General features: G+C 73.0%; 9 protein-coding genes and 1 tRNA gene. 2 read left to right on the forward strand and 8 right to left on the reverse strand.

Annotation, left to right across the window (positions count from 1 at the left end; genetic code table 11):
• Window positions 1-149 precede the first annotated feature (149 nt).
• Window positions 150-1,904, forward strand: a complete 1,755-nt coding sequence (locus J3473_RS03380) for a DUF1800 domain-containing protein (protein ID WP_207021880.1) — start codon at window positions 150-152, stop codon at window positions 1,902-1,904.
• Window positions 1,905-1,915: 11 nt separating this feature from the next.
• Complete coding sequence (locus J3473_RS03385) at window positions 1,916-3,214, forward strand: DUF1501 domain-containing protein (RefSeq protein ID WP_207021881.1); 1,299 nt, start codon at window positions 1,916-1,918, stop codon at window positions 3,212-3,214.
• 27 nt (window positions 3,215-3,241) lie between these two features.
• Here J3473_RS03385 and J3473_RS03390 read toward each other — a convergent pair whose 3' ends face one another.
• From J3473_RS03390 to J3473_RS03425, 8 genes are all read right to left on the reverse strand, one after another.
• Entirely contained in the window at window positions 3,242-3,802 is a 561-nt protein-coding gene (locus J3473_RS03390) for a GNAT family N-acetyltransferase (protein ID WP_207021882.1), read from the reverse strand.
• Window positions 3,803-3,966: 164 nt separating this feature from the next.
• Window positions 3,967-4,560 carry an ANTAR domain-containing response regulator gene (locus J3473_RS03395; protein WP_030528333.1) on the reverse strand — a complete coding sequence of 198 codons (594 nt, stop codon included), beginning with the start codon at window positions 4,558-4,560 and terminating at the stop codon, window positions 3,967-3,969.
• A gap of 1 nt (window position 4,561) precedes the next feature.
• Window positions 4,562-4,644: transfer RNA gene (locus J3473_RS03400), tRNA-Leu, on the reverse strand.
• Between the two features lie 39 nt (window positions 4,645-4,683).
• On the reverse strand, window positions 4,684-6,147 hold the full coding sequence (gene pyk / locus J3473_RS03405; RefSeq protein ID WP_207021883.1) for a pyruvate kinase: 1,464 nt from the start codon (window positions 6,145-6,147) through the stop codon (window positions 4,684-4,686).
• A 196-nt stretch (window positions 6,148-6,343) separates the two neighbouring features.
• On the reverse strand, window positions 6,344-7,795 hold the full coding sequence (locus J3473_RS03410) for a glutamate synthase subunit beta (RefSeq protein WP_207021884.1): 1,452 nt from the start codon (window positions 7,793-7,795) through the stop codon (window positions 6,344-6,346).
• Window positions 7,788-12,329 (reverse strand): glutamate synthase large subunit, encoded by a 4,542-nt coding sequence (gltB, locus tag J3473_RS03415; RefSeq protein ID WP_207021885.1) that lies wholly within the window; start codon window positions 12,327-12,329, stop codon window positions 7,788-7,790. The genes J3473_RS03410 and gltB overlap by 8 nt, the downstream gene beginning before the upstream one ends.
• 129 nt (window positions 12,330-12,458) lie before the next feature.
• A complete protein-coding gene (lgt, locus tag J3473_RS03420; RefSeq protein ID WP_207021886.1) occupies window positions 12,459-13,358 on the reverse strand; it encodes a prolipoprotein diacylglyceryl transferase in 900 nt (299 codons plus the stop codon).
• Window positions 13,359-13,389: 31 nt separating this feature from the next.
• Window positions 13,390-14,169 carry a thioredoxin domain-containing protein gene (locus J3473_RS03425; protein WP_207021887.1) on the reverse strand — a complete coding sequence of 260 codons (780 nt, stop codon included), beginning with the start codon at window positions 14,167-14,169 and terminating at the stop codon, window positions 13,390-13,392.
• Window positions 14,170-14,190: the final 21 nt, after the last annotated feature.

The following is a 14,190-nucleotide window of genomic DNA, read 5'->3' on the forward strand; positions in this document are numbered from 1 at the left end:
TCGGGTCAGGCGCTCACCAGCGGCGGACCTTCCCCCGGCCAAGCCCGGGTAAAGCCCCGGTCAAATCCGGCGGACGAGGGCCGTTGGCCCGATGGCGCGGCACCCGAACGGACGAGGACGGTTGCGGCACAGGCCGAAACCATTGAAGGGTGAGCTCTCCCCTGCCCCCTCGCCGGGCCGCGACCCTCCAGGCCATCCTCGGTGCCGCCACCGCCGGCTCCGACCCGTCCGCGCCCGCGAAGAAGGCCGCCAGGGCCGCCAGGGCGAAGACCCGGCTGCCCGACCCCACCCCGCCGCGCTCCACCGCGCCGGCCGGCGTGGTGGTGCCGACCCGGACGGCGAGCGCGAGGGCGGTCGACGCCGCGTACGCCCCGCGCGCGGCCGTGGCCGCCGCGACGCCCGCGCGCACCACCCGCGGCCGGACGCTGCCCTACACGGCCGTCCGGACGGCCCCGCGGCGCAGCTCCACCGCCGGCGTGACCGGCAGTCCCGTCGCCGCGCTGCACCTGGCCCGGCGGGCGACCTGGGGCGCGACGCCCGAGGTCATCGACGCCATCACGTCGATGGGCGCGAGCGCGTGGCTCGAGGCGCAGCTGTCGCCGAAGACGATGCCCGACCCGGTCGTCGACGACCTGCTCAAGACCCGGTTCCCCCGGCTGTGGTGGCAGACCTGGGAGGTGCGCGACCGCTACTGGCCCAACCAGACGGGCGACCTCGGGTACGACACGATCGAGGCCTACACGGCCCGGGCCATCTGGTCCAAGCGCCAGCTGCTCGAGGTGATGGTCGACTTCTGGAGCAACCACCTCGTCGTCACGGCGCCCTGGGGCGAGACGTGGGACTGCGTGCACCGCTTCCACGAGGACGTCGTCCGCAAGCACGCCCTCGGCCGCTACGTCGACATGCTCGTCGCCGCCGCCAAGCACCCGGCGATGCTCGCCCAGCTGGACAACGAGTCCTCCTCGAAGCGGGCCCCCAACGAGAACTTCGGCCGTGAGCTCCTCGAGCTGCACACCGTCGGCGTCACCGGCGGCTACGCCGAGTCCGACATCCGTACCTCGGCCCTCGTGATGACGGGCGTGTCGACCGAGCACGAGACCGGCGAGTACTTCTACCGCTACAACCGCCACCACGTGGGCGAGCTGGGTCTCCTCGGGTGGTCCAGCCCCAACACCTCGCCCAAGGGTGACGCGGTGGCGACCTCCTACCTCCAGCACCTGGCGCGCCACCCGAGCACCGCCCGGCGCATCGCCACGAAGCTGGCGATCCGGTTCGTCTCCGACACCCCGCCGAGCAGCCTCGTCGACTCCCTCGCCCAGGTCTACCTGGCCAACGACACCGCGATCGCCCCCGTCCTGCGCGCCCTCTTCGCCTCCGCCGAGTTCGCCGGCTCGACCGGCCTCAAGGTCAAGCGGCCCCTGGAGCGCATCGTCTCGACGGCCCGGATCCTCGGGGTCCGTCCGGGCGCCGACCCCCGCGCGTGGCTGGGCGACGTCGTGTGGAACGCCCGCGTGGCGGGCCAGGCCCCCCTCGCCTGGCCCGCGCCCAACGGCTACCCGGACGTGGCCGGCTTCTGGGCCGGCGCCGGGGCGACGCTCGCGACGTGGAACTTCTCGATGTACCAGGGCTGGCAGGCCGCGGACACGAACGAGAAGCGCGTCGTCTTCCCCGCCCTGCGCGGGCTGCTCCCGACGACCCTGCCCGCCACGTACGGCGACTACGTCGACGCCCTGTCCACCCGGCTGCTCTCCGCGCCGCTGCCCGTGGCCAAGCGCGACGCGGTCTGCACCTTCCTCGGCCGGAGCGCGAGCAACCCGCTGAAGCCCACCGACGGAGCCGTCGGCTGGCGCCTGCCCTACGTCGTGGCGCTGATCCTCGACACCCCCGAGTTCGCGACCCGCTGAGGAGCGCCCCGATGACCACCACCAGCACCCCCACCTGCGGCTGCCCCGAGGGACTCGCCGCGATGGCCCCCAGCCGCCGCGCGCTGCTCGCCGGCGCCTCCGTCCTCGGCGCGGCCGGCGCCACCCTCGCCCTCGCCGGACCGGCCGAGGCGATGACCCGCCTGACCTTCGCGGACGCCGGCTACACCGGGGACACCCTCGTCGTGCTCTCCTTCCGCGGCGGCATCGACGGCCTGTCCGTCGTCCCGCCGGTCGGCGACCCCGCCTACTACACCGCACGGCCCTCCATCGCGATCCCCCAGTCCCGGGGCCTCGCGCTGGACACCCGCTTCGCCCTGCACCCCGCCCTCGCGCCGCTCCTGCCGCTCTACACCGCGGGCAGGCTCGCCGTCGTCCACGCCGTCGGGCAGCCCAACCCGACCCGCTCGCACTTCACCGACATGGACGAGATGGAGCGTGCCGCCCCCGGCTCCTCGATCCGTACCGGCTGGCTCGACCGCATGGTCGGCGCCACGACCACCCCCGGCCCCTTCGCGGGGACCACGATCGGCTCGACGACCGCCCCGCGCTCCTTCCTCGGGGACCTGACCGCCGACCTCTCGATGCGCTCGGTGGACTCCTTCACCCTCAGCGGGGCGTGGGACGCGACGGAGACCGCCCGCTGGACGACGGCGCTGCGGGCGATGCACGCCGGCGACGCCGACGCCATCACGACCCCCGCCCGGACCGCCCTCGACGCGCTGACCACCGCGGGCACGCTGCGGACCGCGGGCTACACCCCGGCGAACGGCGCGACCTACCCCTCGGGCGGCCTCGGCGACGCGCTGCGCGACACCGCCCGCCTCGTCAAGGCCGGCGTCGGCCTGCGCGCGGTGAGCATCGACTCCGGCAACTGGGACATGCACACCGACCTCGGGTCCAGCACCGGCGGGTGGATGTTCGGCCAGCTGAGCGAGGTCGGCAAGGCGCTCGCCGCGTTCATGACCGACCTGGGCAGCGCCGCCGACCGGGTCACGCTCGTGACGCTGTCGGAGTTCGGCCGCCGCGTCACCGAGAACGGCTCCGGGGGCGTCGACCACGGCTACGGCAACTTCAGCTTCGTCCTCGGCGGTGGCGTCAACGGCGGCAAGGTCTACGGCACCTGGCCCGGGGTCGCCCCCGACCAGACGCAGGCGGGTGACCTCAAGGCGACGACCGACTACCGCTCGGTCCTCGCCGAGGTGCTCGAGAAGCGCTGCGGCCTCACCGCGAGCGGCGTCCTGCCCGGGGCCCCGAGCGCGCGGCTGGGCCTCCTGCGCCCGAAGGCCTGAACGGGCCCGGCCGCCGGGGAGGCCGGCTCAGGCCGAGCGGGTCGAGAAGGCCCGCTGGCGCAGGCTGCGGCGACGCCGGGTCAGCTCGAGGCCGGTGTCGGCCGTCTCGGGCGCGATCCGGCGCCGCAGGGTGCCCGTGGCGACGACGCGACGGGTGACCGTGGAGCCGAAGCCGAGGCGGGCGAAGAACCGGTTGGCCTCGCGGCTCGTCGTGGGGACGTTGGAGACGACCTGCTCGCAGCCGGCGCGCTCGGCCGCCGCGAGCACCGCGGCGAGGAGCTGCTTCGCGACGCCGTGGCGCCGGGCGTCCGGGGTGACCCAGAGCTGCTCGATGGCGACCTCGGGGCTCGGCGCGAGGCCGAAGGGGTTGTCGGTCGTGATGACGTAGCCGGCGGGCTCGCCCTCGAGGGTGGCGATGAACGCCTGCACGCCGGGACGCTGGAGGGCGCTCGAGAGGCGGCCGTCGGAGATGGCGCGGGCGCAGACCTCGGGGCTCGTCCCGGCGTCGACCTTCGCCTCGCGCCAGAGCGCGGTGAGGGCCTCGAGGTCACCCTCGACGGCAGCCACCTCGACGGGTCGTCGCGCCACGTTCGCCTCCTGTCCGACGGTGGTCCCCCGCGGGAACCGCACCGACACCGGACACTATGCCCCCGCAGGCACCCGAGGGAAGTCCGGATGGCCGGAACCGGTCCGAACGGCCCGACGCGCCCCGCGGATCCCGTCGTGGGACCGCTCCCGGCCCACGGATCCGGTCAGCTCTTCTCCATGCCGGCGACGACGGCGTCGGCGACCTCGCGCATCCCCATCCGCCGGTCCATGGCGGTCTTCTGGATCCACCGGAACGCGTCGGCCTCGCTGATCTTCAGCTTCGCCATGAGCACGCCCTTGGCGCGGTCGACGGCCTTGCGCGTCTCGAGCCGCTCCCCCAGGTCCGCGACCTCGGCCTCGAGCTGCTTGAGCTCGCTCCAGCGCGAGAGGGCGATGTCGAGCGCCGGCGTCACGTCGCTCGCGGTGAAGGGCTTGACGACGTAGGCCATGACGCCGGCGTCGCGGGCGCGCTCGACGAGCTCGCGCTGGCTGAACGCGGTGAGCATGACGACCGGGCAGATGCGCTCGGCGCCGATCGTCTCGGCGGCCGTCAGCCCGTCCATGACGGGCATCTTGACGTCCATGATGACGATGTCCGGGGTCAGCGAGCGGGCCATCTCGACGGCCTGCTCGCCGTCGCCGGCCTGGCCGACGACGTCGTACCCGGCCTCGCGGAGCATCTCCGCGAGGTCGAGCCGGATGATGGCCTCGTCCTCGGCGACGAGGACGCGCTTGGTGGTGGCTGCACTCTGGGTCATGTGCCGGGAGCGGGACTCGAACCCGCACGCCCTCGCGGGCAGCGGATTTTGAGTCCGCCGTGTCTGCCGTTCCACCACCCCGGCCGGGGCGTGGACAGCATATCGAGGGCCACCGTGCCGGCCTCAGGCGTGTCCGTGCTTCGCCGCCTCGACGTAGGCCGGCGCGACCCGGTTCTTGGCGTCCCCGACCTTGTGCACGCGCAGGGCGTTCGTCGAGCCGGGGATGCCGGGGGGCGAGCCCGCGACGATGACCACCTGGTCGCCCTCCTGGACCCGGCCGAGCCCCATGAGCACCTCGTCGACCTGCATCGCCATCTCGTCGGTGTGCCGCACCTTGCCGACGAGGAAGGTCTCGACCCCCCACGTGAGCGCGAGCTGGCTGCGCGTGGACTGGTTGGGCGTGAAGGCGAGCATCGGGATGCGCGGGCGCACCCGCGACAGGCGCCGCGAGGAGTCGCCGCCCTCGGTGAACGTGATGAGGTACTTGACCCCGAGCAGCTCGCCGATCTCGGCGGCCGCCGCCGTGACGGCGCCGCCCTTGGAGTTCGGCCGGGTGCCGAGCGGGCGGATGCGGTGCAGGCCGTGCGTCTCGGTGTTCTCGATGATGCGGGCCATCGTCCGGACCGCGGCGAACGGGTTCTTGCCGACGCTCGTCTCGCCGGAGAGCATGAGCGCGTCGGCGCCGTCGAGGACGGCGTTCGCGGCGTCGGAGGCCTCCGCGCGGGTCGGGCGGCTGTTCTCGATCATCGACTCGAGCACCTGCGTCGCGACGATGACGGGCTTGGCCCGGCGGCGGGCGATCTCGCAGGCACGCTTCTGCACGAGCGGGACCTGCTCGAGCGGCATCTCGACGCCGAGGTCCCCGCGGGCCACCATGACGCCGTCGAAGGCGCGGATGATCTCGTCGAGGTTCTCGACGGCCTGCGGCTTCTCGATCTTCGCGATGACCGGGAGGCGGTGGCCCTCCTCGTCCATGATCTCGTGGACGCGGCGGATGTCGTCGGCGCTGCGGACGAACGACAGCGCGATCATGTCGGCGCCGACCCGCAGGCCCCAGCGCAGGTCGTCCTCGTCCTTCTCGGACAGGGCCGGCACCGAGACGGCGACGCCCGGCAGGTTGATGCCCTTGTTGTTGCTCAGCGGGCCGCCCTCGAGGACCTGGCAGACGACGTCGGTCTCGGTGACGTCGGTGGCGATGAGCGCGATCTTGCCGTCGTCGATGAGGATGCGGTCGCCGGTGTGGACGTCGCCCGGCAGCCCGTCGTAGGTGGTGCCGACCTCGGTGACGTCACCCGGCACGTCGCGCGTGGTGATCGTGAAGGTCGCGCCGTTCTGGAGGACGACCGGGCCGTCCGCGAACCGCGCGGTGCGGATCTTCGGGCCCTGGAGGTCGACGAGGACGCCGACCGCGCGGCCGACGGCGTCGCTCGCGCGACGGACGTCGAGGTAGACCTGCTCGTGGTCGGCGTGGACGCCGTGGCTGAGGTTGAGACGGGCCACGTCCATCCCGGCCCGGACGAGCTCTCGCAGGTTCTCGGCGCTGGAGGTGGCGGGGCCGAGGGTGCAGACGATCTTGGCACGACGCATGTCGCCGAGCCTATCGGTGCAACCGCTTCCATCGTGACGCGGGCCACATCGCGGTCGCTCCCCCGCCGAACCCCACCGGCCCCCCGCGCCTCGACATTTCGGGGTCACCCCGAAATGTCCGCGAGACCCCGGCTCGGAACCGGGGTCTCGCGGACGAAGCCCTGTGTCGGGCGGGAGGTCGGACCGGGGTGCCGGCTCAGGCCGTCAGCGGACGGTCCGTCGGCGCGACCGGCCGGGGCAGCCGCGACGGCTTGCCCATGAGCCAGGCGTCGACCTCGTGGGCGACCGATCGTCCCTCGGCGATGGCCCAGACGATGAGCGACTGCCCGCGGCCGGCGACGAACACGCCCGGCACCGACGACATGAAGTGGCCGTCGCGCGCGACGTTCGTGCGCTCGTCCTTGTCGACCCCGAGCTGCTCGAGCAGCCCGCCGGGCTGCGGCCCGAGGAAGCCCATCGCGAGGAGCACGAGCTGGGCCGGGATCTCGCGCTCGGAGCCCTCGACCTTCTCGAAGCCGTTCTCGCCCATCCGGACCTCGTGCAGGCGCAGCGCGCGCACCCGACCCTGGTCGTCGCCGACGACCTCGCTCGTCGTCGTCGCGTAGACCCGCTCGCCGCCCTCCTCGTGCGCCGAGGCGACGCGGAAGAGCATCGGGTAGGTCGGCCACGGGTGGGCGCCGGCGCGATCGATGCCGGGCTGCGGCATGATCTCGAGGCTCGTCACCGAGCGGGCGCCCTGCCGGTGCGCCGTGCCGATGCAGTCGGCGCCGGTGTCGCCGCCGCCGATGACGACGACGTCCTTGCCGGTGGCGGTCACCTGGTTCTCGACGCTCTGCCCGAGCGCGACCCGGTTGGCCGGCGGCAGGAAGTCCATCGCCTGGACGACGCCGTCGAGCTCGCGGCCGGGGACCGGCAGGTCGCGCGGCACGGTCGAACCGATGGCGACGACGACTGCGTCGAACCGCTTGCGCAGGTCGGCCCCGGTGAGGTCGCCACCGACGTCGACGCCGGTGCGGAAGCGGGTGCCCTCGGACTTCATCTGCGCGATGCGCCGGTCGAGGACGGCCTTCTCCATCTTGAACTCGGGGATGCCGTAGCGCAGCAGGCCGCCGGGCTGGTCGGCCCGCTCGTAGACCGCGACGGTGTGCCCGGCGCGGGTCAGCTGCTGGGCGGCCGCGAGGCCGGCCGGGCCGGAGCCGACGACCGCGACGGTCTTGCCGGACAGCCGCTCCGGCGAGACCGGCAGGATCGTGCCGTTCTCGAAGGCGCGGTCGACGACCGTCACCTCGACCTGCTTGATGGTGACCGGCGGCTGGTTGATGCCGAGGACGCACGCCGACTCGCACGGCGCCGGGCAGAGCCGACCGGTGAACTCGGGGAAGTTGTTCGTGGCGTGCAGCCGCTCGATGGCCTCGCGCCACTCCCCCTTCCACGCGAGGTCGTTCCACTCGGGGATGAGGTTGCCCAGCGGACAGCCGCTGTGGCAGAACGGGATCCCGCAGTCCATGCAGCGACCGGCCTGACGCTGCAGCTCGGGCACCGCCTGCGCCTCGTAGACCTCCTTCCAGTCCCGGATGCGCACCGGGACCGGGCGGCGGCGCGGCAGCTCGCGCTCACGCGTCTTGAGAAAACCCTGGGGGTCAGCCACGGGAGGCCTCCATGATCCGCTCCCACACCTGGGGGCCGTCGGGGTCGAGTCCCTCCGTCTCCGCCTGCGCCCGCACGTCGAGGACGCGCTGGTACTGGCGCGGGAGGACGAGGGTGAAGGCCGACCGGGCACTGCCCCAGTCGGCGAGGAGCCGCGCCGCGACACCCGAGTCGGTCCACCGGACGTGGCGCTCGAGGAGGTCGTGGACGACGAGCTCGTCGTCCGGCCGGAGCGGCAGCAGGTCGACCAGCTCGGGGTTGACCCGGTCGTGGTCGAGGTCGAGGACGTACGCCACACCACCGGACATGCCGGCCGCGACGTTGCGCCCGGTCGGGCCGAGGACGAGCGCCGTGCCACCGGTCATGTACTCGAGGCCGTGGTCGCCCACGCCCTCGACGACGGCGGTGGCGCCGGAGTTGCGGACGCAGAAGCGCTCGCCGACCCGGCCGCGGAGGAACAGCTCGCCGGAGGTCGCGCCGTAGCCGATGACGTTGCCGGCGATGACGTTCTCCTCGGCGACGAGCGCCGACCCCGGGGCGGGCCGGACGACGACGCGGCCGCCGGAGAGGCCCTTGCCCACGTAGTCGTTGGCGTCGCCCTCGAGCCGCAGCGTGACACCGGCCGGCAGGAACGCCCCGAAGCTCTGCCCGGCGGAGCCGGTCAGGGTGAGGTCGATCGTGCCGTCCGCGAGCCCGTCCGGGTGCGCCTTGGTCACCTCGTGGCCGAGCATCGTGCCGACCGTCCGGTTGACGTTGCGGATGGCGAAGCGCGCCTGCACCGCCTCGCCGTGGTCGATCGCGTCGCGGGCCGCGGCGATGAGCTGGTGGTCCAGGGCCTTCTCGAGGCCGTGGTCCTGCGCGACGCGGTGGCGGATGCCCGAGCCGTCGGGGCTCTCGACGGCCGCGAGGACCGGCCCGAGGTCGAGCCCCGACGCCTTCCAGTGCTGCACGGCCTTGCTGACGTCGAGGTGCTGGATCTGGCCGATCGCCTCCTCGATGCTCCGGAAGCCGAGCGCGGCGAGGTGCTCGCGCACCTCCTCGGCGATGTACTCGAAGAAGGTCTCGACGAACTCGGGCTGCCCCGAGAAGCGCTTGCGCAGCTCCGGGTTCTGGGTCGCGATGCCGACGGGGCAGGTGTCGAGGTGGCAGACCCGCATGAGCACGCAGCCGGAGACGACGAGCGGCGCGGTGGCGAAGCCGAACTCCTCGGCGCCGAGCAGCGCGGCGACGACGACGTCGCGGCCGGTCTTGATCTGCCCGTCGACCTGGACGACGATCCGGTCGCGCAGGCCGTTGAGGACGAGCGTCTGCTGGGTCTCGGCGAGGCCGAGCTCCCACGGGCCGCCCGCGTGCTTGAGCGACGTGAGCGGCGCGGCACCGGTGCCGCCGTCGTGGCCGCTGATGAGGACGACGTCGGCGTGCGCCTTGCTGACCCCCGCTGCGACCGTCCCGACCCCGACCTCGGAGACGAGCTTGACGTGGACCCGCGCCTGCGGGTTCGCGTTCTTGAGGTCGTGGATCAGCTGCGCGAGGTCCTCGATCGAGTAGATGTCGTGGTGCGGCGGCGGGCTGATGAGGCCGACGCCGGGCGTCGAGTGCCGGGTCCGCGCGACCCACGGGTAGACCTTGGGGCCGGGCAGCTGGCCGCCCTCGCCGGGCTTGGCGCCCTGGGCCATCTTGATCTGGATGTCGTCGCTGTGGGTCAGGTACATCGACGTGACGCCGAAGCGGCCCGAGGCGACCTGCTTGATGGCCGAGCGGCGCACCGGGTCCAGGAGCCGGTCGACGTCCTCGCCGCCCTCGCCGGTGTTCGAGCGCGCGCCGAGGCGGTTCATCGCGACGGCGAGCGTCTCGTGCGCCTCCTTGCTGATCGAGCCGTAGCTCATCGCGCCGGTGGAGAACCGCCTGACGATGGACTCGACCGGTTCGACCTCCTCGAGCGGCACGGGCTCGCGCGGCGTCGCGCCGCCGAGCTCGAAGAGCCCGCGGAGGGTCATCAGCCGGCCGGACTGCTCGTCGACCCGCTGCGTGTACTGCTTGAAGACGTCGTAGCGGCGCTGGCGGGTCGCGTGCTGGAGCCGGAAGACCGTCTCGGGGTCGAAGAGGTGCGGCTCGCCCTCGCGGCGCCACTGGTACTCGCCGCCGACGACGAGCTTGCGGTGCGCCTGGCGGATGCCGTCCGGCGGGTAGGCCATCCCGTGCCGGGCCGCGGTCTCGGCGGCGACGACGTCGAGGCCGATGCCGCCGAGCTGGCTGACCGTGCCGGTGAAGAACTCGTCCACGAGCTCCTGCGAGAGCCCGATCGCCTCGAACACCTGGGCGCCCCGGTAGGACGCGACGGTGGAGATGCCCATCTTCGACATGACCTTGAGGACGCCCTTGCCGAGCGCCTTGATGAGGTTGGCGACCGCCTTCTCCTCGGTGACGTCGGTGATGTCCCCGCGCCGGACCATGTCCTCGACGGACTCCATCGCGAGGTAGGGGTTGATCGCGGCGGCGCCGTAGCCGACGAGGAGCGCGACGTGGTGCACCTCGCGGACGTCGCCGGCCTCGACGACGAGGCCGACCTGCGTGCGGGTCTTCTCGCGGATCAGGTGGTGGTGGACCGCCGAGGTGAGCAGGAGCGACGGGATCGGCGCGAGGTCGCGGTCGGAGTCGCGGTCGGAGAGGACGACGAAGCGTGCTCCGCCGGCGATGGCCTCGGACACCTCGGCGAAGATCTCGTGCAGGCGCGCGCGCAGGGCCGCCTCGCCGCCGCTCACGTCATAGGTGCCGCGGACGACGACCGTCTCGAAGCCGGGCAGGTCGCCGTCGGCGTTGATGTGGACGATCTTCGCGAGCTCGTCGTTGTCGATGACCGGGAACGGCAGGACGACCTGCCGGGCGTGGGCCGGGTTGGCGTCGAGGAGGTTGCCCTCCGGCCCGATCGAGCCGGCGAGCGAGGTGACGAGCTCCTCGCGGATGGCGTCGAGCGGCGGGTTGGTGACCTGCGCGAAGAGCTGGGTGAAGTAGTCGAAGACCAGCCGCGGCCGCTCCGAGAGCACCGCGATGGGCGTGTCGGTGCCCATCGACCCGAGGGCCTCGGCGCCGGTGCGCGCCATCGGCGCGAGGACGATCTTGAGCTCCTCCTCGGTGTACCCGAAGGTGCGCTGGCGGCGCGCGACGGAGGCGGCGGTGTGGACGATGTGCTCGCGCTCGGGCAGGTCCTTCAGGCCGATGAGGCCCGCGTGCAGCCACTCCTCGTAGGGGTGCTCGCCGGCGAGGCCGGACTTGACCTCCTCGTCGCTGACGATCCGCCCGGCGGCGGTGTCGACGAGGAACATCCGACCGGGCTGCAGGCGGCCGCGGCGCACGACGTTCTCGGGCTCGAGGTCGAGGACCCCGGCCTCGGAGGCGAGGACGACGAGACCGTCGTCGGTGACCCAGTAGCGGCCGGGACGCAGGCCGTTGCGGTCCAGGACCGCGCCGACGAGGGTGCCGTCGGTGAAGCAGACGGCGGCCGGGCCGTCCCAGGGCTCCATGAAGGTCGAGTGGAACTCGTAGAACGCGCGGCGGGCCGGGTCCATCGAGGCGTGGTTCTCCCAGGCCTCGGGGATCATCATGAGCACCGCGTGGGGCAGGCTGCGCCCGCCGAGGTGGATCAGCTCGAGGACCTCGTCGAAGGACGCGGAGTCCGAGGCCTCCGGGCTGCAGATCGGCGAGATGCGGGAGAGGTCGCCGGGCAGGACGTCGGACGCGAGCATGCTCTCGCGGGCGTGCATCCAGTTGCGGTTGCCCTTGACGGTGTTGATCTCGCCGTTGTGGGCGATGAGCCGGTAGGGGTGCGCCAGCGGCCAGCTCGGGAAGGTGTTGGTCGAGAAGCGCGAGTGCACGAGGGCGAGCTCGGTGGCGAACCGCTCGTCGGAGAGGTCCGGGAAGAACGGCTCGAGCTGACCCGTGGTCAGCATCCCCTTGTAGACCACCGTGCGGGCCGACAGCGACGGGAAGTAGACCTCGGCCTGGCGCTCGGCGCGCTTGCGCAGGACGAAGGCGACCCGGTCCAGCTCGATGCCCGTGAGGCCCTCCTGCGACGCGACGAAGAGCTGACGGAAGCAGGGCATCGTCGCGCGGGCGGCCTCGCCGACGAGGTCGGGGACGACGGGCACGTCGCGCCAGGCGAGGACCCGCAGGCCCTCCTCGGCGGCGATCGCCTCGATGCGCTCCTGGGCGGCCTCGCGCTCGGCGGCGTCGGTCGGCAGGTAGGCCATCCCGGCCGCGTACGCGCCGGCGGGCGGCAGCTCGGCGTCGACGACGGCCCGGAAGAAGGCGTCGGGCACCTGCGTGAGGATGCCGGCGCCGTCACCGACGAGCGGGTCGGCGCCGGTGGCGCCGCGGTGGTCGAGGTTGCGCAGCGCGTCGAGGGCGTGGGCGACGATGTCGTGGCCCGCGCTCCCCCGCATCGTCGCGACCATCGCCACACCGCACGCGTCGTGCTCGTGCTCGCGGCGGTACAGCCCGACGTCGTCGGGCTGGGCGGAGAAGCGGGCGACGGTCACGTCGGATCACCGTCCTCGGGGGTCGACGGCCCCTCGCGGGACCGGGCACGGCAAGGTCAGGCGCGGACGTCTCTGGCCACGTGCCGGAATGCTATCCCCGGCCCCCCGCGTCTTGCCATTCGAGCGTCGCTATCCCACATCCTGGGACTCGGGGTGCTCCGCCGTGGACGCCTCCGCGGCCGGCTCGTCGACCTGCTCGGGCTCGGCCCTGCGGGCCCGGCGGCCGGTGTGCCACACGATCCAGACGCCCAGGAGGAACACGAGGACGCTCGTCCACACGTTGAGCCGCTGGCCGAGGATCAGCTCGGCCTCGTCGGTGCGCATCTTCTCGACGACGATGCGCCCGACCGGGTACCCCGCGACGTAGAGGCCGAGCAGCTGCCCGGGCGCGAGCCGACGGCGCCGGTCCAGCGCGAGGAGCCCGAACCCGAGGACGAGGAGGAAGAGCGACTCGTAGAGGAACGTCGGGTGGTAGACGCCGGCCACGACGGCGTTGCCGGAGGCGTCGGTGACGGCGCGGCCGGCGGCCTGGTCCCACTGGTGGACCGTCAGCCCCCACGGGAGCGTGGTCGGGCCGCCGTGCAGCTCGTTGTTGAACCAGTTGCCCCACCGGCCGATCGCCTGGGCGAAGGCGACGCCCGGCACGGCGGCGTCGGCGAAGGTGAGGAAGGGGACGCCGGCCCGGCGGCACCCGATCCAGACGCCCACCGCGCCGAGCGCGATCGCGCCCCAGATGCCGAGACCGCCGTTCCAGATCTTCAACGCGTCGAGCGGGCGGCCGCCCTCGCCCCAGTACGGCTCGGGCGTCGTGATGACGTGGTAGAGCCGGCCGCCGATGATCCCGAGGATGACGGCGTAGGCCGACACGTCGAGCGCGACGCCGGAGTCGACCCCGCGCGCCGCGAGCCGGCGCCCGGTCAGCCACACCGCGAGGACGATGCCCGCGAGGATGCACAGGGCGTACGCCCGGATCGTCAGGGGCCCGAGGTCGAACGCCGCGACCGTCGGGCTCGGCAGGTAGGTCGTCACGCCGGACGACCCGCCTGCCGGAGCACCGGGGTCACTTCGTGGCGCCCTGGATCGCCTGGGTCAGCAGCTCGGGGGTGCCGACCTGGCCGAGGTCGAGGTCCTTGCCGTCCAGACGCAGGGTCGGGGTGCCGCGCACGCCGTCCTCGAAGCTCTTCTTCTCGACGGAGTTGACGTAGTCGACGTACTTGCCGGCGTCGTAGCACTGCTGCCAGGTCGTCAGCGCGCTGCCGGTGATGCCGGCCGCGGAGGCGAAGCCCTTGAGCTGTGCGTCGGTGAACCCGGCGCCCTCGCTCGGCTGGTTGGCGTAGGCCTGGTCGTGGAACTCCTGGAACTTGCCCGCGTCGGCCGCGCAGAAGGCGGCGTTGCCGGCCTTGGTGGAGCTGTCGTTGCGCAGGTTGTCGTCGAGGAAGTTCTTCACGTGGTAGACGACCTTGACCTTGCCCTCCTTCGCGAGGGACTCGACGGTCGGGCCGAGCTGGTCCTCGAAGGCCTTGCAGGCCGGGCACTGGAAGTCCTCGAAGACGTCGAGCGTCGGCGCGCCCGCGACCGCCTTGACGTCGGTGAACGCCGGGTACCCGGCGCCCAGGCCCGCGGCGCCCGCCGGAACGGCGTTGCCGCCACCGGTCACGGCGTTCTTCTGCGAGGTCTGCATCCAGATGACACCGCCGACGACCGCGACGATGGCGACGACCACGACGACCGTCGCGACGACGATCTTGTTGACACCCCCGCCGCCGTTCGCCTTCTGCGCCGCCTGGATCTTCGCCTGGCGGGCGTTGCCCGGCCTCGGCTTCGTCGAGTTCTTGGCCATGTCGGGGATGATGCCTTTCGG

This window comes from Phycicoccus sp. DTK01, assembly GCF_017312765.1.
Classification (GTDB): Bacteria; Actinomycetota; Actinomycetes; order Actinomycetales; family Dermatophilaceae; genus Phycicoccus; species Phycicoccus jejuensis.